Genomic DNA, 20,189 nt, shown 5'->3' with positions numbered 1-20,189 from the left:
ATGATTTCAATGAATATCAATTTGTGATGTTACGCGTTAACTCACCGGCATTCTGTCGACAAGATCTCATCATTGATTGGCTTTTAATCAGAGAGATAGTCACTTCTTATTCGGAATTATCCATTCCCTTATCAGCTTTTGATATAAAAAATGAAATTTTAGAATTTCAGGTAATATGAAGAGCCCGCCATAATGCATCCATGAATTAAGTTATGGATAACAACAATGAGTACGACGGAAACCATTTCTCAGTTGCCAATCAAAGGGCCGCGCTTAGTTGCGGTCAACAATGATGCTTTGGCAAGTAGCGCTCCATCGTACGTCAAAAGCCAATTGACCTGCGGTGAAGTGGCTTTGATTGGTGCAGGGCCGGGCGACCCAGAACTGCTGACGCTCAAAGCGCTGAGCTTTCTACAACAAGCCGACGTGGTGTTGTACGACTACCTAGTGTCTGATGAAATTATGGCGCTGGTGCCGAGCGATACCATCTTAGTCTGCGTGGGTAAGCGCGCTGGACACCACAGTGTTCCTCAAGAAAAAACCAATCAATTGCTGATCGATTTTGCGCAGCAAGGTTACAAAGTCGTGCGCATTAAAGGCGGCGATCCGTTTATGTTTGGCCGCGGTGGTGAAGAGTTGGAAGTGCTGTTTGATGCGGGAGTGAAATTTCAGGTGATCCCCGGTATTACAGCGGCGGCAGGCGCAACGGCCTATGCGGGTATTCCACTGACTCATCGTGATTATGCGCAATCCGCTCTGTTTGTCACCGGTCACCTTAAAGCGGAAAACGATGACATGGATTGGTCAACACTGGCACGTGGTAATCAAACCTTAGTCATTTACATGGGCTTGATGAAGTCGAGTTATATCCAGCAGCAGTTGATTGAACATGGACGCCAAGCCAACACACCAATCGCGATTATTGAACGCGGTACTCAGCGTTCGCAAAAAGTCTTCAAAGGGCAGCTCAGTGACTTATCACAACTGGCGGTGCAGGCACAGGCTCCGGCCTTGATTGTGGTGGGCGAAGTGGTGGCGCTGTCGGAAAAACTGCATTGGTTTGGTGAACAACCCGCGCAGCAAAACCAAGTGAATTACGCCTGATTGCAAGGCAAGTCAGTTATTTCCAACTCAATACTCAAACCAATTTCTCATTGTACAAGGCTCGCAATGCGAGCGAAAAGGAAGCATGCAGATGGATCAACAACGCTTAACCCATTTACAACAGCTCGAAGCCGAAAGTATTCATATTTTACGTGAAGTGGCCGCTGAATTTGATAACCCAGTAATGATGTATTCGATTGGTAAAGACTCTTCGGTGATGCTGCATTTAGCGCGCAAGGCTTTTTATCCGGGGAAAATTCCCTTCCCACTGCTGCATGTGGACACCGATTGGAAATTTCGTGAAATGATCGAATTTCGTGATCGTATGGCGCACAAGTATGGTTTTGAGCTTTTGGTACACAAAAACCCAGAAGGGATCGCGATGGGGATCAGCCCTTTTGAGCATGGATCTTCAAAGCATACTGACATCATGAAAACCCAAGGTTTAAAACAAGCGTTGAACCAATATGGTTTTGATGCTGCTTTTGGTGGTGCGCGTCGTGATGAAGAGAAATCACGCGCGAAAGAGCGTGTTTATTCTTTTCGTGACAAGAACCACACGTGGGATCCGAAGAACCAGCGTCCGGAGCTATGGAAAACCTACAACGGCCAAATCAATAAAGGTGAGAGCATTCGTGTTTTCCCATTGTCGAACTGGACTGAATTGGATATTTGGCAATACATCTATTTGGAAAATATCGAGATCGTACCGCTGTATTTATCGGACATTCGCCCAGTTGTCGAACGCGATGGGATGCTGATCATGGTTGATGATGAGCGGATGAAGCTTCAATCCGGAGAAGAAGTTCAGCACAAGAGTGTGCGTTTTCGCACGTTAGGTTGTTATCCACTTACTGGCGCAATTGAATCAGAGGCCAATACGCTAACGGGCATCATTGAAGAGATGTTGGTGGCCACTTCCAGTGAACGACAAGGCCGCGCGATCGACCACGATCAATCAGGATCGATGGAATTGAAAAAACGCCAAGGTTATTTCTAAGCCTCTAAGGAAAGATTATGAATAGTGCAGTTCAGGCTCAGCTTTCTGAGATCGGTATTGAAGCTTATCTCACGCAACACCAGCACAAATCGTTACTGAGATTTCTGACTTGTGGCTCAGTTGATGATGGAAAAAGTACCTTGATTGGTCGTTTGCTTCATGACACAAAACAGATTTATGAAGATCAACTGGCCGCCGTCCATTCCGATAGCCAGCGTGTTGGCACGACGGGCGAGCGCCCCGATTTAGCTCTGTTAGTTGATGGCCTGCAAGCGGAACGTGAGCAAGGGATCACCATTGACGTAGCGTATCGCTATTTCTCTACTCAAAAGCGCAAATTCATCATTGCCGATACTCCGGGGCATGAGCAGTACACGCGCAATATGGCGACAGGCGCATCCACTTGCGATCTCGCGGTGATTTTGATCGATGCCCGTAAAGGCATTTTGGATCAAACGCGTCGCCACTCATTCATTGCCAATCTGTTAGGTTTGAAGCATTTTGTGGTGGCGGTGAATAAGATGGATCTGGTCGATTACTCACAAGATCGTTTTGAGCAGATCCGTCAAGACTACGTGGAATTTTCAAAGCATCTGCAAGGTGATACTGATATTCAGATCATCCCGCTTTCTGCTCTGGAAGGGGACAACGTGGTCGAAGCAAGCCAACATATGCGTTGGTATCAAGGCCCATCACTGCTGGAGCTGCTTGAAACGGTTGACGTTGATCAGCAAAAAGGAGCTGGTGAGTTTCGTTTTCCTGTGCAGTATGTGAACCGACCGAATCTCGATTTTCGCGGTTTTGCTGGCACGATTGCAGCGGGTAGTATCAGCGTTGGAGATGCAATCACTGCACTTCCGTCTGGAAAAACATCCACCGTGGCACGTATTGTTACTTTCGATGGAGATTTGCCGCAAGCGCAAGCCGGCCAAGCGGTGACGTTAACGCTCAGCGATGAAATTGACATCAGCCGTGGTGATCTTATTGTGCTGCAAGGAGCGCAGGTTGAATCAACTAACCATCTATTAGCCGATGTGGTCTGGATGACAGAACAACCACTCAAAGCCGGGCGTGAATACAACATCAAAATTGCGGGTAAGAAAACCGTCGGTCAGTTGCAAGCGGTGCGTCACCAGTACGATATTAATAATTTATCAACTTATCACAGTGAAGAGTTGCCGCTCAATGGTATTGGCTTGTGTGAATGGTCGCTAACAGAGTCGATCGCGCTGGATAAATACTTAGACAGTGCCAATACTGGTGGCTTTATCATCATCGATCGCCTGACGAATGTGACGGTGGGGGCGGGCTTGGTTCGAGATAGTTTGCAAAACATCGCTCATGCTCAAAGTGCCCACTCTGCGTTTGAAGTTGAATTGAATGCCTTGATCCGCAAGCACTTTCCACACTGGGAAGCCAAAGATCTTCGTCAGTTACTCAAGGCTTAACAGTGGTGATTATGTGGGAGGGATTGCCGCTTACAGCGTTCCTCTATTGGCTAGTTTGAGACAACAAAGGATTGAGTAATGAGTACGAATTTGGCCAAGAAAGATGAAAATGTTGTGTGGCATCAGCATACGGTGGATAAGTCGTTCCGCGCCAACTTAAAACAACAACAGCCAGCAGTATTGTGGTTTACGGGGCTGTCAGGGGCGGGAAAATCAACCATTGCTGGTGCGTTGGAACAGCGTTTAGCTCAACTCGGGTATCACACCTATTTACTCGATGGGGATAATGTACGCCACGGCTTGTGCAGCGACCTTGGGTTCTCAGAGCAAGATCGGCGAGAAAATATTCGCCGTATTGGTGAACTCGCGAAGCTGATGGCCGATGCTGGGTTAATCGTGTTATCAGCATTCATTTCACCGCATCGCGCTGAGCGTCAATTAGTGCGCGATATGCTGCCACAAGGTGAATTCATCGAAGTGTTTGTCAATACCAAGTTGGACGTGTGCGAGCAGCGTGACCCGAAGGGGCTGTATAAAAAAGCGCGCGCTGGTGAAATCAGTAATTTTACGGGCATTGACTCTGAGTATGAGTCGCCGCAAAACCCTGAGATCGATCTTGCGGCTGGCGAAAAAAGCATTGATGAGCTAGTGGAAATTTGCCTAACAGCGCTGCAAGTGCGAGCGATTATCGCCTAATCGCCTAATGTAGAAGAGGGCTCATCAGCTTGAGCCCTTTATTTTTGAGGCTAGACGGCGTGATGAAAAGAGCTGCTGGCAACTTCGGTGTGGACAGTGAATTTCTGGCTAAGCACCGCCAACATCTGATCGTAGTACTGCATATTCGGTTTATTACCCAGTAGCTTACACAGCTCATTGCCAGTGGGACTGAAACGGTAATAGAGCAGCCTGACTCCTTTACTCATCGATTGCAGTGACAGATTCTTGCCTTGATAGGTCAACAGCAGCGCCGGTTCAAGTTCAATTTCTCCCGACTCCAGTTCAGTGGCATGCAGTAAGCCAAGCTCGATCAGTACCAACAGGCTCGAATAGGGTAATTGGAAACTACCCATATTGATGACAAATGTGCTGATGCGTTTTCCTAAACTAAAAATGCCGTTAGTAGCACGAATGCCGACCAACAGCTTGCGGCTATTATCGCTACCAAAACAGCAGGCTAACGCTGAGGCTTTTTGGAGTATCTGCGCCTCTTTTGGTGTCATGTCTTGTAATACTTGCAGTGCTTTCATTGAGGTTGAACCGGGGTTGGTCACCTCGCGTTTGAGTACTTGCGCCCAAAGTCGCTGCATCGAAGAGTTGTGGATGTCTTGCGCCATATCGAAAAAACGGTGTAACCAATCTTGATCAGGCTCTCCCGCGGTCTCATTTTTACAAGAGATATGCGCCAGTTTGACGATCTGCTCTAGGTTTTTTTGTCGCTGCTCTTTACGTTGCTGTTCTCTAAATAAGGCGCGATCAAGCGAGGTTTTTTCTGGCGGATCCGTTTGTAGCAGCGCATCTAAGCCGTGATATTGAGCAATATTCAAAATGCGACTACCACTGTCTTTGATGTAGCTCGATTTTTTTTCGTGGCTTTGACCTGAGTTGGCTTGATGTTCAATCACTACAGGGTTGTTGGTATCTGCCATTTTATGTCCGCTTCAATCACCCATTTCATTCATGGATTAAAATGTAACGTGTAACGCATTTTCCATCTAGGAAAAACATTCGTTCTAGATCATAAATTTGCGCTATCCCTAATGATAATAACTTGTTAAAATTGTTATCGGAATTTGTGGGGCGCTTATGAAGTGTTGGAAAGAAAATAGACTGAAAAAGCACCTATCGATTACTTTACTATTGTTGATATATGTCGCTTTGCTAGCGTATTTATCTAAATATATCGTTTAGTTTAGATGAATCAATAGGTTGCTATTTTGTTAACTACATGTCGTCGTATTCTTCGATCGCAGTGCCTTCGATCACATACGCTGTTTCGGCCAGATCGTGGCTAACACTTTCAGTTTTCAGTGTCCCAATCAGATAAATTACATCCCAGAGCTGCTGGATTGGAGCACCTTGCGGATATTTCACATAAATAATTTGGTTTGGTGGCGGTGGCGGCACGTGAATGCATGCGCCAAAGTAGGGCACCAGTAGAAACTCAGTAACGTTATTGGCGTCACCTTCCAATGGGATCACAAAGCCGGGTATTTTGACCACGCTGCCATTGAGCTCTTTTCTAACCACGCCGATTTTTGATTGTGCAGCCGTCATTTCGCCATCATGGTTCAATGCCGGCATACCATCGGCGTTGAATTGGTTACGTTCGTTCTCCGGGATCAGATCGATCCAATCGAGCGTCAGTACTTGTTCATTACTCTGTGCGTACATCGGTAACAAGACTGATAGCAGCAGCGTGCTGATAAGCAGTAGTTTTTTCATCGTTAAGTCCTAAATTCGAATGGTCATTCCATCGCTAAGTGATTGTCTATAGGCGCGTAGAGCCGGGATAACACCAATAATAATGCCAGCCAGCTGTACATAAGCTAATAATTGCCACTCATAGCCGCTTAAGGTGCTGAGTGTGATTTGAATGCCATAATGCTGCGCAATAAAAGGTTGCGCCAGTGCGAGCAGTGAATATAACCCCGCTAATCCAACGCAGATGCCAATAAAGGTCAGCGTCGTCGCTTCGCTGATAAGCAGAGCAAAAATATGTTTAGGTTGTGCGCCCATGGCGCGCAGAATCGCCATTTCACGGCGTCTTTCCTGCAAGCTTGTCAGTAAGCTGCTGAGCATACCAAGTAACCCTGCCGCCACCACAAAGACCGACACTGCCATTAAAGCTTGTTCTGCTATCGACATCATACCCCACAGCTCTTGCAGAGCGACGCCGGGCATAATGGCGCTCAAAGGTTCTTGGCGATAGTTATTGATTTCACGTTGCAGTGCAAAGGTTTGAATTCTCGATTTTAAACCGATCAACATGGCGGTGATCTGCTTGGGTTGGAAGTTGTGTTGTTCAAGTTGCTCTTTGGATGGTGAATTGCCTAAATGCGCACCCGATTCCCAACCCACGTGAATGGCTTCAATCGCTTCTAATGAGACATGCACCGTTTTGTCTACGGGCGTTCCCGTTGGCGCTAAAATACCCACTACTTTGAAAGGGAGGTTGTCGTGGCGGCTAAAACTCACATCGCTGATCCCATGCGCAATAATGATGTCACTGCCAATATGATAACCTAAGGTTTTGGCGACATCAGAACCCAACACCGTTTCAAATAAACCATGAAATTCAGTGCCTTGAGAGAATGTGAGTGGTTGCTTACTTCCATATTTGAAATGCTCGAAATAATGGTGATTGGTGCCCATAACGCGAAACCCTTGGTGTGAGTCACCCAATGAAATGGGGATCGCCCACTTGACGCTGCGATGCTCACTGAAGGCTTGGTAGCTTTTCCAGTCGATATTATTGGTGGCATTGCCAATTCTAAATACCGAATAGAGCAGCAAGTTGACTTGTCCAGAGCGGCCACCGACGATTAGATCCGTCCCTGAAATGGTGTTTGCAAAGCTCTCTTTGGCTTGAGTTCGAATGCGTTCAACCCCCATTAACAGAATGACTGAAATGGCGACCGTCAGAATGGAGAGTAGCGCTGTGGTTTTGCGGTTAAGTACGCTTTTCCACGCCAGATTGGTAATTACATTCATGCTGTCACTCCTGCCTGATTCAATTGAGGGAGGTAAACTGCGCGGTCAAATAAAGCTTCTAAGGTGGGATCGTGGCTCACAAACACCAGTGTTGAACCTGCCCGATTCGCCTCTTCCAATAGCAGTTCGATAAACGCGAGTCGATTGTCGTGATCCAGCGCCGAGGTTGGCTCATCAGCGATGATCAGCTTGGGTTCGCCAATCAGTGCTCTCGCCGCCGCGACACGCTGCTGCTGGCCAATACTCAGTTCGATAACCGGTTTAGTCAGTAGTTCAGGTGCAAGATGTAGGCGAGTGAGTAACTGTTTTGCTTTCTCAATCAGATCGCCTGCCACATTCTGCTTGCGAGTGCTGGAAAAATGGCAAGGTAGCGTAACGTTTTCAATCACTGAGAGATAAGGCAATAAATTAAATTGTTGGAAAATGTAGCCAATGTGATCGGCTCGAAAACGATCCCGTTGACGGGAAGTTAACGTCGATAGGTTGGTGCCTAAAATAGAGACCTCCCCTCGTTGTGCTTGGTTGATCCCAGTCAGTAAGCTCAGTAAGGTCGATTTGCCACAACCACTTGGCCCTTTAATAAAAAGGTGCTCTCCACGTTTTACACAAAGATCTTGGATAGATAAGGCTGGTTGTGAGCTATTCGGCCAACGAAATTCGACCTCTTTCAATTCAATGACAGACGTCAGCGATAGAATATGCAAATCACTCATTGTGAATTCCTTTAACGACAGTGAACCTGGAGTAAGTATGTGCTTACTCCAGGTTGTTGCTTATACGCCTTAAAACGTAATGCGAGTGCTGTTTGTTTTCAACTCAGAGGCAGATTGTGCTTTGTCTGTCAGTACATTGGCAGAGATTGTTTGGGTATTTGGGAACAAGTTAAACCATTGCGTGTCGAGGTACTGCAATTGCGGCATGTTATCGCAGTGATATTGGTACTGAATCGTGAATTCACCGTGACCACTGTGCTCGCCTTCATCATGCACATCTTTTTTATGGTCATGGTGTGCGTGTTGAGCATCTTTATCTTGATGTTTATCATCATGTTTTTCATGATGGTCGTGGTCGTGGTCGTGGTCGTGGTCGTGGTCGTGGTCGTGGTCGTGGTCGTGGTCGTGGTCGTGGTCGTGGTCGTGGTGCTCACCATTTAACGTATGGGCGATACGACTTTCTTCTAAATGACACTTGGCCGGAGCGGGCAGTTGGAAAATGCCATCGGCGTGGCTGAACTGCTCCAGGACTTTATTTAAGCGCTGTTGTTGTTCATCATTTTGTGGTGCATGTTCAAAGCCGACTACATCAGAGCCGGGGGCGGTGATTTCAATCAGTAAATCTTGCCCATCTTGAGCAATATTGAACTCGACGTGGCCATGTACATGAGCCTCATGTTGGCGAAACTCTTCATTTGCCAGTGCTGGCGTGCTTAAGATTAGGCCGATAGAGAGAGCGAGTTTACGTTGGATAAACATTAGGTGATTCCTTTTAAACATCAAAATAGCCCTTAGCGCGTTGGCTTTGGGTAACAAATCATAAATAACTAGATAAGACGTCTAAAAGTGAGGAGGCGAGCGAGCAAGATAAGCGTAATGAACTGAGGGGCGACGCTGAGTTTTCTCTACTGATGATCGAATTTCGCTGCCACTAACGGCAGGAAGGATAGGCAGCGCACTGCTTAGACCATTTTGAAAGCCAGAAAAAAGTTGGCAATGATGCTGCGCGTGATGCGCAGGATTAGTATCGAGGTGATGATCTACAGAAGCGACATTCAACCATAGCATCAGCAGCATGGCACATAATGCAATGCTTTGAGCTCGGTAATGGGGGCAATGTAGACGGGTAAACATCAAACCAATACAGTAGTAAAATGATAATTGTTATAATATAACAATATTGTGAGAATAAAGCGTACTCTTATTTTTATAAAAGCACCTTTCACCACGATATGTTTAGCAAAGGCAGCCGTGTTATCGGCCACCTAAGGTTATTATAAATTCTGTTTGATCAAGCCTAAAACCGTTTGAATTTCCTCATCACTCAATGCACCTTCCTTAACAAACAGTACCTTACCTTGCTTGTCTTGAACGATGATCGCTGATGATTCCTCTTTTAAATCCCACGCTTTGGCTACATTTCCCGCTTCATCTAGCACCATGGAAGACCACGGAAACTCTTTCTTGCTGTCTTGAGCGGAAGATTTGACAAACGATCCTGTGCCCCAAATCGCATCATCTTGGTTGATGATCGAGGTGGTTTGATAACTTTCTGCGGGAAATTGTGCGGCCGTAATGGCGGCCATCAATGGTGCATTTAACGCTTTAGCACTGCTGCGACCAGCAATGGCTTGAATGACGCGCACTTTGCCTAGCAGTTGTCTGGTATCCCAAGTTTGAAAGGCCGTTTTATCATCTTGTAGGATGATTTCACCATATTTTTCCACTGAAACATCAGCAACTTGCTGACCTTGGGTAATGTTGTGTGCCATGGCAAGCGCTGGACAGCAGGCCATTAGAATGGCGATCACTCGTTTACTTTTCATTGTAGGGGTCCCTTTTAGTTGAGCAACAAAGGTATAGCATAGAATCAATAAAACCACGAAAAGAGGCCATTAAACGGTTAACAAAATGCTAACAAAGCCTCAATTCTACACGCTTTATTCGCTGAGCTGGGGTGGGAAGCAGATGCCTGTTCCTCCTAACCCACAATAACCATTCGGATTTTTAGCTAAATATTGTTGATGATAGCTTTCGGCGTAGTAGTAAGGACCAGCGGGTGCAATTTCGGTGGTAATTAAGGCTCGTTGACTGGCTGACAACGCCTGCTGGTATCGCTGCTTTGAGGCTTGTGCTATTTGCTGTTGTTGTTCTGAATAGGTATAGATAGCGGAGCGATACTGAGTGCCTTTATCGTTACCTTGACGCATGCCTTGGGTCGGATCGTGCTTTTCCCAAAAATGACTTAATAGCTTTTCTAATGGCAAGCGCTGTGGATCAAAGATTACGCGTACCACTTCAGTATGGCCAGTTTCACCACTGCATACTTCTTCGTAAGTTGGGTTTGGGGTAAAGCCGCCAGCATAGCCTACTGAAGTCGACACCACACCATCGAGTTGCCAAAATAAGCGTTCAGCGCCCCAAAAACAGCCCATGCCAATCACTATTTGTTGCTGATGCTCATTAGGCTGCTCAGTGATGTTGCTGTGGTTAACGTAATGAATTTCCTCCACTGACATAGGGGTTTCTCGTCCTTTCAGTGCTGTTTGTGCGCTGACCATTGTTTGTTTATTGAGCATGATCTTTCCTTTTGTGTACCGATTTTTGGCTTTATTTATTGTTGTTGAGCCACTGTTTCACATTCAGCCCGAATAATTGACTGATTTCATACAGACGGAGCGTGCTATTGGCGGTATGATTTCCATCCATTAACGATCTGTTTACTCAACTGTTCCTTTAATTAAGCATGAGACGAAAATCATTACCAGTTCTATTCACGATGCTACTTATTTCCACTTCGGCGTATGCCAAGGTGGCGTTAACCATTAATGGTTTAGAGGGTGAATTAGAAAACAACGTTGAAGCCTATTTATCGTCGATTCCAGATAGCGACTATTCAACGCATCTTCGTTTTCAATCTCGTTTAGAGAAAAGCATGACGGAAGCGCTTGTCGCGCTGGGTTACTACCATCCTCAATTTGAGTTTGTGGTGGTGAGCGATGAGCAAGAGCTGATGGTCAATATCAATCCTGGACCGCTAACAACCATTAAAGAGATGGATGTGGTGATCAGCGGGGAAGCTGAATCTGATGCTGATTTTGCCAATCTCATTAACCGCAATGCCCTTAAAGTGGGCGCGGCGGTTAATCATGGCCAGTACGATGCTTTGAAATCGGGTATCCGTAACTTAGCGTTGCAAAAAGGTTATTTTAACGGGAATTTTGAATTAAGCCGTTTGGAAGTTGCGCCAGAGTTGAATGAAGCTTTCGTACGCCTTCATTTTAACAGTGGTATTCGTTACCATTTTGGTCCCTCGCTCATTACTGGCAGCCAAATTGAAGATCAGCGAGTTCGCTCACTTCAGCCCTATAAAACCAATGATCCTTACCTTGTTTCCAAGGTAGGGGAATATAACCAAAACTTATCCAATACCGATTGGTTTTCCTCTGTTTTTGTTGAACCCGATCTTAGCCAACTGGAGAACGGTCGCGAACTGCCGATGAAGGTTTCCCTTGCACCGCAAGCTCGAAATCAGCTTGAAACCGGTTTAGGTTACTCAACGGATGTGGGAGTGCGTGGTTCATTCAAGTGGAAGAAACCTTGGGTTAACAGCCTCGGCCACAGTTTTGATAGCAGTTTCTCCCTTTCTGCCCCAGAGCAGACCATTACCGCTGGCTACAAAATACCGCTAGAAGATGTGCGGCGTGAATATTATCGAATTCAGTATGGAATGAAGAATGTCGATAACCGTGATACGAAGAGTTTGGAGTCTAACTTATCGTTTGAACGCCACTGGTTGCGTGATGGTGGTTGGCATCGAACCCTATTCGTTCGTTATTTGATAGAAAACTACGAACAAGGTTTGCAAAGCGATGTCGGCCAGTTTGTATTACCGGGAGCGACCTATTCTCGTTCGCGTGTTCGTGGTGGTTCAATGCCGATGTGGGGCGATAAACAGAGCATCACACTTGAGTATGGCGATCCAAATTTCGTCTCTGAAACGCGTGTGGTGCGGTTGTTGGCGGGCACGGCTTGGATACGCAGCGCTGGGCAAAACCATCGTGGTTTATTGCGTTTAGACGGCGGCGCAAACTTCAGTGAAGAGTTTGACAAACTCTCGCCTTCTCTGCGCTTCTTTGCTGGTGGCGATAACAATTTGCGAGGGTATAGCTATCAATCTATCTCACCTAAAGATGCCAGCGGCGCACTGACTGGGGCCAAATACATCGCCACCAGTTCGTTGGAGTATCAATATCGCTTGGTTGGAAATTGGTGGGGCGCACTGTTTGTCGATTATGGCGATGCCTTTAATGACTCGCCTGATTGGAAAACCGGTGTGGGAGCCGGGATTCGCTGGGCTTCTCCGGTTGGACCGATCCGCTTAGATTTTGCATGGGGGCTTGACGCTAATCCCGGCGATGAATTTCAGCTGCATTTCACCTTGGGGCCTGAACTATGACCAAAGTGATGTTGAAGATAACCAAATGGGTATCGGCGATTTTATTCACCTTGTTGGGCGCGGTATTTATTACACTCGCAGCCTTGTTGTTTACCAACACAGGGCTTAACGGCCTGTTGTGGGGAGCGCAAAAAGCGCTGCCACAACTGCAGGTTGTCAGCGCTCAAGGTGCAATTTTTCCACGTTTCACGCTCAACCAAGTCACTTTTTCCGATGAAGCATTAAAGCTCGATCTCGATGTGCAGCGCGTGACATTAGCCATAAGTGCTAGCTGCTTATTGGAGCCTTCAATTTGCTTAAATGAACTTGCGATCAGTGGCTTAAGGCTGGCACTGCCAGAGCTTCCCCCTTCGACGCAAGGTGAGCCTTCGTCTGCCTCTGATCCCATTACGTCAATCTCAACGCCGGTGCCAATTAAGGTTGGCCGTGTGGAGCTCAATGATATTCAGCTGGATATTTTGGGCAATACGCTGGCATGGAAGCAATTTTCTACCCATGCCTCATTTCAAGGTAATCGCTTACGAATTGGCAAAACCAGTTGGAGCGATATTCAACTGAAGCTTGCGACCAATGAAGATGTCGATTCAGCCTCAAGCGCACAATCTAAATCCACTCCATCCACAACCGTATCATCGACGGCGGCACCTGCGGTGAAAACGCCCATCACCTTGCCAGAGGTGATCATTCCGCTGCAATTGGAAGTGGAGCGTTTTGATATCAACCAGTTTACTCTTCAGCAAGCTGAGCCTTTGGTTGTCAAGCATCTTGGTTTGGTCGCCAATGCTTATCAGAGCAGTGTTTCATTAAAATCACTTGAGCTTGAGCTGCCACAATTGATTGCCAACCTAAAAGCTGATGCGCAGTTGAAGGGAGACTATCCGCTCAATCTCTCTTTAAAAAGCACGCTCAAAATGGCCGAAGCTCAGGGGCAAACACTGGCACTAGAGGCTTCGGGGAGCTTGGGTGATTTAACGCTCAACGCGAAACTGGGCGGGCTTGCACAAGCAAACTTAAATGCGCAATTGGTGCTACTGCAACCTGAGATCCCGTTTGATATTTCGTTAGATGATGTTCAAGCACAGTGGCCATTGATTGGGCAAGGAGACTATTTTGTTCGCGTGCCGAGCTTAAAAACTAAAGGCTCACTCGACGGATATAGCGTGGTGCTCAATGGCCAATTGCAAGGTAAAGATCTGCCCGATGTGACGCTGGATGTTGCTGGTAAAGGTACTTTACAGCAAATCAACTTAGATTCTTTGCTAATCGACACCTTAGGGGGGCAAATTGCTGGCCAAGTGATGGCCAACTGGCAAGCCCCAATTCACTGGCAAGCGGCGCTGAATTTAGAACAGATTCAGCCGGGATTACAGTGGCCGCAAGCCGAAGGCGTGATCAGCGGTAAGCTCGAAACTACGGGTGAGCTGACCGAGCAGGGCGGTTGGAACGTTGCGCTGCCTATTTTGGATATTGAGGGTGTGTTGCGTGGCTACCCACTGAATATTGAAGGTCAATTAAACGCATCAGATATGACAGGGAAAGGCGCTTTTACTGTGTCGACCAGCGGCTTAACGTTAGCCCATGGACCCAACCAGATTACGGCCAAAGGTGAGCTGGATAAAGAGTGGCGTATGGGCTTATCGGTTGATTTTGCGGATCTGGTGAAAAGTGTTCCTGATTTGCACGGCAAAGTAATTGGCGATATTTATCTGCGTGGTGATTTACAGCAGCCACAAATCAAGCTGCGCCTCAATGCAAATGATCTTGCTTGGCAGCAACAAGCGACCCTAAAGCAGGTGACTTTAACTGGTGATGTTACGCCACTTCCTGTGCCACAAGCCGAAGTGAAATTGCAGGCGAGCCAGTTGAGCTACCAGCAGCAGTTAGTTGATAGTGTGGACTTGCGTTTTTCAGGTACCCAAGCGCAGCATCAACTGAGCTTAGACGTCATTTCAAATCTGATTTCAACCAGCTTGGCGATCAGCGGATCTTTTGAAGATAAGCCGACGATGCAGTGGCAAGGTGCGCTGGAACGAGTACAACTGTCCACAGAACAAGGGCCGTGGCTATTAAACCAAGCGACACCTGTTGCGGTTAATATCGAGAAACAACAAGCCACGATTGCCGCGCATTGTTGGCAGCAAGAGGGAGCATCGCTCTGCTTAGATAAAGACGCGACTGTGGGGCAAAGTGGTGCGGCCGAGCTCTCTCTCAACCATTTTGATTTTCAGCAAATCGCAATGTTTTTACCGCAAGAGACTCAACTTAAAGGCCAAGCCGATGTCAGTCTCACAGCTCAATGGGCGCCCAATACTGCGCCTCAAGCGAAAGTGTCACTCAGCTTAAGCCAAGGTGCAGTCACGCAGCACATCGACCAAGCCATTACTTTAGGTTGGGATAGCGTCACTATTGAAAGTACGCTTGAACAGAACAAGCTGTTTGCTCGTTGGCTAGTGGATGTGACCGATAATGGCGATCTGTCGGGGCAAATCACTATTGCGGATCTAATGGCAAAAGAAAAAATGATGGATGGCGCATTAACGCTTTCCACTTTTAATATTGATTTTCTACAGCCGCTGCTTGGGGATTATAGCCAAGCGAAATCGAAGATTAGCAGTCAACTTGCCTTCAGTGGGCCGATGTTGCACCCGAAAGTGATGGGCAGAGTGGTGGTGGATGACATTGTCGTCAAAGGCGATATTTCGCCGCTGGATGTTACCTCGGGCCGAGTGGCGATGGACTTTAATGGTTACCAAGCCTTGCTCAATGCAGCGATTCAAACTGCGGATGGCGAGTTGAGTATCAAGGGGGATGCCGACTGGCAGAAAATGGAGCAGTGGCGTGCCAACCTGCGCGTGTTGGCCGATGAGCTATTGGTGGATCTGCCGCCTATCGTCAAGATTAAAGTTATCCCAGACATGAGCATCACACTAGAACCTCAACTGGCCACTGTGACAGGGAATATTAACCTGCCTTGGGGACGTATCGTGGTAGAAGAGTTGCCTCCGAGCGCGATTGGTGTCTCCAAAGATCAAGTGATATTGGACGCGGCTTTACAGCCTGTGAGCGAGCAAAGCGCCATGCCATTTAACGTTGAAACGAATGTAAACATCTCGATTGGTGATGATTTCCGGCTCAGTGCCTTTGGTTTGCAAGGCGGCTTGATTGGCCGCCTCAATGTGGCGCAAAAGGATAAAGGTCCTTTTATTACTGGAGAAGTAAACATCCAAAATGGTTCGTATCGATCCTTTGGACAAGATTTGCTGATCCAAGAAGGCAAAATTTTAATGAATGGACCGGTTGATCAACCTTATGTTTCGATTAAAGCGGTGCGCAACCCGGATAACACACAAGATGGCGTGATTGCAGGGGTAAAAGTGACCGGCTCTGCCGATGAACCCGCAGTCTCCATTTTTTCAGAACCCGCGATGCCACAAGCCAATGCACTTTCTTACCTACTTCGTGGTCAGAATATTGATGGCGAGGCGGGTGGCAATGCGATGACCACTGCACTGATTGGTTTGAGCTTGGCACAAAGCGGTAAGGTGGTGGGCGAAATTGGTCAAGCCTTCGGTGTGCAAGATCTACAATTGGATACGGCCGGTTCCGGTGATGATTCACAAGTGACGGTAAGCGGCTATATTTTACCGGGGCTACAAGTGAAATATGGTGTTGGTATTTTCAGCTCGGTGGGCGAATTTACCGTGCGTTACCGCTTGATGAGGGATTTGTACGTTGAAGCGGTATCCGGCTTAGATAGCGCGGTGGATCTTTTGTATCAGTTTGAATTTAACTAGGGACAGTCATATGCAACATCTGGTTTTTGTCTACGGCACATTACGCCGTGGTGAAAGTAATGCGCATCTGCTTGAGACAAGCGAAATGTTAGGATCGTTCTACACGCCAGCTGACTATGCGCTGTATGATCTAGGTCCATATCCTGGCTTGGCTCAGGGACAGCAATCGATAGTTGGTGAGGTATATCGAGTGGATGAGCAAACACTAGCAAAACTCGATCTTTTAGAAGATATTCCCATCGAATATCGCCGTGAAACGATCGAAACCCCATTTGGCCGTGCGTGGATTTATCTCTATCAAGATCACAGCCGTCTTACTGCTGTGATTAATTCTGGAGATTGGTGCCAACGGGTGTAACGAACGGCGTTGAAAATGGAAATAAAAAGCCACATCGCGCATTAGCAGGATGTGGCTTTTTATTTATAACGACACTTATACCCTTCCTACTTGAAGCTGCAGCGGTGTTGGCTACGTTCGTTCACCCCAATCACATAGTTTGCCTATGCTCATGGGGACTCACTCACTTGCCGCCTACCTGCAACTCCAAGTTGTTTGGGTATATAACTATCGTGACTGTTTAATTATGGTGGCTATTTTTGGGCGCGTTCAAATGAAGTCAGGATTTCAGCTCGCGCGGCAGCGGCATCTTCCCATCCATCGACTTTGACCCATTTGCCCGCTTCAAGCTCTTTATAGCGTTCAAAGAACTGTGTAATTTGCGCCTTCAGTAGTGCTGGCAGGTCATTTACGTCTTGAATGTGGTCGTACTCTTTGGTGAGCTTGGAGTGAGGAACCGCCACCACTTTGGCATCTTCACCAGACTCATCGGTCATCTTCAATACGCCAACTGGGCGGCAACGAATCACCGAGCCTGGCATGAGCGGATAAGGCGTGGGCACCAACACATCGACAGGATCGCCATCGAGCGATAAGGTGTGATTCACATAACCGTAGTTGCATGGGTAGAACATAGGTGAAGACATGAAACGGTCCACAAATACCGCGCCAGATTCTTTGTCGACTTCGTATTTGATTGGGTCGGCGTTGGCTGGAATTTCGATCACCACGTAAATATCATCAGGCAGTGATTTTCCTGCCGGAACGTTGTTTAAGCTCATTTAGCATTTCCTTTTTCGTCGCTGGACTTGAATTGTTTTGGGTTGATTAACAGAACGTAAACGCTTGTGTTGCAACTTTAGCGGTAAATAGGAAACGGTGTAAACCGTAAAAAGAGAGTCTTGCCTCATATTTATCGATAAAAAAAGCGCCTAGAGTTAGGCGCTCATTGAGCTGATTTAATCGCGATTGAGTTCCAAGAACTCTTCCAATTTATGGACCATATTTTTTGAACCGCAGAAGAATGGCACACGTTGATGCAGTTCTGTCGGCTTAATATCCAACACGCGATTGACACCGTCAGAAGCAATACCGCCTGCTTGTTCAATCAAAAACGCCATAGGATTGCATTCATACAATAGACGCAGCTTGCCGTTTGGATGGCTTTGCGTGCTTGGGTATAGATAGATCCCACCTTTGAGCAGGTTACGGTGAAAATCCGCCACTAGCGAACCAATGTAACGTGACGTGTAAGGGCGATTATCTTCAGGCACATTCTCTTGGCAATATTTAATGTATTTTTTGACGCCGGTTGGGAAGCGGATGTAGTTACCTTCATTGATGGAGTAAATTTTACCATCATCGAAGGTCATCATATTGGGGTGTGAAAGATAGAAAGTGCCGAGTGACGGATCATAAGTAAAGCCATTCACGCCGTTGCCAGTGGTATACACCAACATGGTTGAAGAGCCGTAAATAACATAACCAGCCGCAACCTGTTTATTACCGGGTTGTAAGAAGTCTTCTTGTGTTGGTGGCGTGCCGACTGGCGATACGCGGCGATAAATAGAAAAAATCGTGCCGACAGAGACATTGACATCGATGTTAGATGAGCCGTCCAGCGGGTCCATCAACACCACGTATTTTGCGTTTTTGTTGAGCTCCTTGCTGAACGCAACCGCTTCATCTTCTTCTTCACTGGCGACACCACACACTTGATCGCGCGCTTCAAGCGCCGCTTTAAATTTTTCGTTGGCGTACACATCGAGTTTTTGTTGTTCTTCGCCTTGAATATTATCCGTACCAACTGCACCGGTAATATCAGCAAGGCCTGCTTTGTTGATTTCTCTATTAACAATTTTTGCCGCAAGACGAATAGAGGACAACAGAGATGAAAGATCACCGCTTGCGTGGGGGAAGTCATGTTGTTTCTCAACAATAAACTCGCCAAGAGTGCGAATCTCAGACATGTTATTTCCTTAACATAGCTATATAGGGGGGAGTGATTGTTTCACAACGCATCCTCTTGTTGGGATGTCGGCCGAAACGAGTGACCCATTTGATAACGTTTGGGTAACACTGCGATTTTAGGGCTTAGATCTTTTTAATGGTAATGAAGTAACAGATTGAGATCTCAATTTGTTTGTCGACTTTTTAGAAGTTGCAAACATGCTCGCTTTTCTTAAATGGATGGTGATAATGGAGACAATCACTCACAACGCCATGTGCGAGGCTAGGATTTATGCATATTCACATTCTTGGGATTTGCGGTACGTTTATGGGCGGTGTTGCCGTTTTAGCGCGGCAATTAGGTCATAAAGTTACCGGCAGCGACGCCAACGTTTACCCACCGATGAGTACGTTATTGGAGTCTCAAGGGATCGAGATTATCGAAGGCTTTGACCCTGCTCAATTAGAGCCCAAGCCTGATTTGGTGGTGATTGGCAACGCCATGAGTCGCGGCAATCCGTGTGTTGAATATGTGCTGAACCACAACTTGCGTTACACCTCTGGCCCGCAATGGTTGCAAGAGTTCCTGTTGCATGACCGCTGGGTTCTTGCGGTGGCTGGTACACACGGTAAAACCACCACGTCGAGCATGTTGGCGTGGATCTTAGAAGATTGCGGTTACCAACCGGGCTTTTTGGTGGGAGGCGTACTTGGCAACTTTGGCATTTCTGCGCGTTTGGGCGAAAGCATGTTTTTTGTGGTTGAAGCCGATGAATATGACAGTGCTTTTTTCGATAAGCGTTCTAAGTTTGTCCATTATCATCCACGCACTTTAGTGTTGAATAATTTAGAGTTTGATCATGCGGACATTTTTGACGATCTTGAAGCGATTAAGCGCCAATTTCATCATCTAGTGCGTACTGTTCCGGGCAATGGTCGTATTTTTGCTCCGCAAAAAGAGCGCGCATTAGCGGATGTTCTCGCACGTGGCTGCTGGAGCGAAACCGAGTTTACCGGCGAGCAAGTGCAGTGGAAAGCTGAAAAAATCACGCGTGATGGTTCGCAATTTGATGTGTTCTTTGACAATGAACGCGTGGGGCGCGTGACTTGGGATTTGGTTGGCGATCATAATGTCGATAACGCCTTAATGGCGATTGGCGCGGCGCGTCACGTGGGGGTCACACCAGATTTAGCCTGTCAAGCTTTGGGCAAATTTATCAATACCAAACGTCGTTTAGAGCTCAAAGGTGAAGTGAACGGTATTACGTTGTATGACGATTTTGCTCATCATCCAACGGCCATTGAACTTACTTTGGGTGGTTTACGTAACAAGGTAGGCGATCAGAAAATTATCGCGGTTTTAGAGCCTCGTTCGGCTACGATGAAGTTGGGCGTACATAAGCAAACTTTAGCGGCGTCATTACAGCAAGCCGATTCAGTTTATCTCTATCAGCCGAACAATCTTGCTTGGTCGGTGCAGGATGTAGCTGATCAATGCTTACAACCAGCGCAAGTGCATGATGATATTGATGCTTTCGTCGCGCAAATTGCGCAGGAAGCCCAGCCGGGCGATCACATTTTGGTGATGAGCAATGGTGGCTTTGAAGGTATTCATAACAAGCTCCTACTTGCATTAAATTAAGCCATGTAATGCCAGCGACACAAACGAAATA

The 20,189-nt window shown here is 46.9% G+C and carries 18 protein-coding genes; 8 read left to right on the top strand and 10 right to left on the bottom strand.

The window, feature by feature from the left end; genetic code table 11:
* Positions 1–225 precede the first annotated feature (225 nt).
* The 4 genes from cobA to cysC all read left to right on the top strand — a co-directional run bounded on the left by cobA (position 226) and on the right by cysC (position 4,248).
* The gene (gene cobA, locus AACQ79_RS14620; RefSeq protein ID WP_013855941.1) at positions 226–1,104 is read left to right on the top strand and encodes a uroporphyrinogen-III C-methyltransferase; all 879 of its coding nucleotides are present in this window, start codon (positions 226–228) and stop codon (positions 1,102–1,104) included.
* A gap of 91 nt (positions 1,105–1,195) precedes the next feature.
* The gene (gene cysD, locus AACQ79_RS14615; RefSeq protein WP_234826547.1) at positions 1,196–2,104 is read left to right on the top strand and encodes a sulfate adenylyltransferase subunit CysD; all 909 of its coding nucleotides are present in this window, start codon (positions 1,196–1,198) and stop codon (positions 2,102–2,104) included.
* Positions 2,105–2,121: 17 nt separating this feature from the next.
* The gene (gene cysN / locus AACQ79_RS14610) at positions 2,122–3,552 is read left to right on the top strand and encodes a sulfate adenylyltransferase subunit CysN (RefSeq protein ID WP_017049184.1); all 1,431 of its coding nucleotides are present in this window, start codon (positions 2,122–2,124) and stop codon (positions 3,550–3,552) included.
* A 78-nt stretch (positions 3,553–3,630) separates the two neighbouring features.
* Complete coding sequence (gene cysC / locus AACQ79_RS14605) at positions 3,631–4,248, top strand: adenylyl-sulfate kinase (protein WP_170899304.1); 618 nt, start codon at positions 3,631–3,633, stop codon at positions 4,246–4,248.
* 50 nt (positions 4,249–4,298) lie between these two features.
* Here the strand turns inward: cysC and AACQ79_RS14600 are convergent, their stop codons facing one another.
* The 8 genes from AACQ79_RS14600 to msrA form a co-directional block, all read right to left on the bottom strand.
* Positions 4,299–5,198, bottom strand: coding sequence for a TIGR03899 family protein (locus AACQ79_RS14600; protein WP_013855945.1), 900 nt, complete (start codon positions 5,196–5,198; stop codon positions 4,299–4,301).
* Positions 5,199–5,493: 295 nt separating this feature from the next.
* A complete protein-coding gene (locus tag AACQ79_RS14595) occupies positions 5,494–5,994 on the bottom strand; it encodes a DUF3299 domain-containing protein (RefSeq protein WP_170899303.1) in 501 nt (166 codons plus the stop codon).
* Positions 5,995–6,003: 9 nt separating this feature from the next.
* The gene (locus tag AACQ79_RS14590) at positions 6,004–7,263 is read right to left on the bottom strand and encodes an ABC transporter permease (RefSeq protein WP_170899302.1); all 1,260 of its coding nucleotides are present in this window, start codon (positions 7,261–7,263) and stop codon (positions 6,004–6,006) included.
* On the bottom strand, positions 7,260–7,976 hold the full coding sequence (locus tag AACQ79_RS14585; RefSeq protein ID WP_013855948.1) for an ABC transporter ATP-binding protein: 717 nt from the start codon (positions 7,974–7,976) through the stop codon (positions 7,260–7,262). The genes AACQ79_RS14590 and AACQ79_RS14585 overlap by 4 nt, the downstream gene beginning before the upstream one ends.
* 69 nt (positions 7,977–8,045) lie before the next feature.
* Complete coding sequence (gene zrgA / locus AACQ79_RS14580; RefSeq protein WP_170899301.1) at positions 8,046–8,735, bottom strand: zinc uptake protein ZrgA; 690 nt, start codon at positions 8,733–8,735, stop codon at positions 8,046–8,048.
* A gap of 81 nt (positions 8,736–8,816) precedes the next feature.
* Positions 8,817–9,110 (bottom strand): DUF2607 family protein, encoded by a 294-nt coding sequence (locus AACQ79_RS14575; RefSeq protein WP_170899300.1) that lies wholly within the window; start codon positions 9,108–9,110, stop codon positions 8,817–8,819.
* A 140-nt stretch (positions 9,111–9,250) separates the two neighbouring features.
* A complete protein-coding gene (locus tag AACQ79_RS14570; RefSeq protein ID WP_026027485.1) occupies positions 9,251–9,802 on the bottom strand; it encodes a YtfJ family protein in 552 nt (183 codons plus the stop codon).
* A 114-nt stretch (positions 9,803–9,916) separates the two neighbouring features.
* Complete coding sequence (gene msrA, locus AACQ79_RS14565; protein WP_088729165.1) at positions 9,917–10,555, bottom strand: peptide-methionine (S)-S-oxide reductase MsrA; 639 nt, start codon at positions 10,553–10,555, stop codon at positions 9,917–9,919.
* Positions 10,556–10,722: 167 nt separating this feature from the next.
* Here msrA and tamA point away from each other — a divergent pair, with 167 nt between their 5' ends.
* The 3 genes from tamA to AACQ79_RS14550 are packed head-to-tail and all read left to right on the top strand — an operon-like array spanning position 10,723 to position 16,587.
* On the top strand, positions 10,723–12,435 hold the full coding sequence (gene tamA, locus AACQ79_RS14560) for an autotransporter assembly complex protein TamA (protein WP_170899299.1): 1,713 nt from the start codon (positions 10,723–10,725) through the stop codon (positions 12,433–12,435).
* Positions 12,432–16,229: an autotransporter assembly complex protein TamB gene (gene tamB, locus AACQ79_RS14555; RefSeq protein ID WP_170899298.1), complete on the top strand. Its 3,798-nt coding sequence runs from the start codon at positions 12,432–12,434 to the stop codon at positions 16,227–16,229. The genes tamA and tamB overlap by 4 nt, the downstream gene beginning before the upstream one ends.
* 10 nt (positions 16,230–16,239) lie before the next feature.
* Complete coding sequence (locus tag AACQ79_RS14550; RefSeq protein ID WP_170899297.1) at positions 16,240–16,587, top strand: gamma-glutamylcyclotransferase family protein; 348 nt, start codon at positions 16,240–16,242, stop codon at positions 16,585–16,587.
* A gap of 233 nt (positions 16,588–16,820) precedes the next feature.
* Here AACQ79_RS14550 and ppa read toward each other — a convergent pair whose 3' ends face one another.
* Complete coding sequence (ppa, locus tag AACQ79_RS14545) at positions 16,821–17,348, bottom strand: inorganic diphosphatase (protein ID WP_010318803.1); 528 nt, start codon at positions 17,346–17,348, stop codon at positions 16,821–16,823.
* A gap of 177 nt (positions 17,349–17,525) precedes the next feature.
* A complete protein-coding gene (gene fbp, locus AACQ79_RS14540; protein WP_013855958.1) occupies positions 17,526–18,536 on the bottom strand; it encodes a class 1 fructose-bisphosphatase in 1,011 nt (336 codons plus the stop codon).
* Between the two features lie 272 nt (positions 18,537–18,808).
* On the opposite strand from fbp, the gene mpl reads away from it, so the two are divergent.
* Complete coding sequence (mpl, locus tag AACQ79_RS14535) at positions 18,809–20,158, top strand: UDP-N-acetylmuramate:L-alanyl-gamma-D-glutamyl-meso-diaminopimelate ligase (protein WP_170899296.1); 1,350 nt, start codon at positions 18,809–18,811, stop codon at positions 20,156–20,158.
* Positions 20,159–20,189 lie beyond the last annotated feature (31 nt).

The organism is Vibrio sp. 3-2(1) (assembly GCF_963887575.1).
GTDB classification, from domain to species: domain Bacteria; phylum Pseudomonadota; class Gammaproteobacteria; order Enterobacterales; family Vibrionaceae; genus Vibrio; species Vibrio anguillarum.
This window is presented reverse-complemented; position numbering and strand designations above follow the sequence as displayed.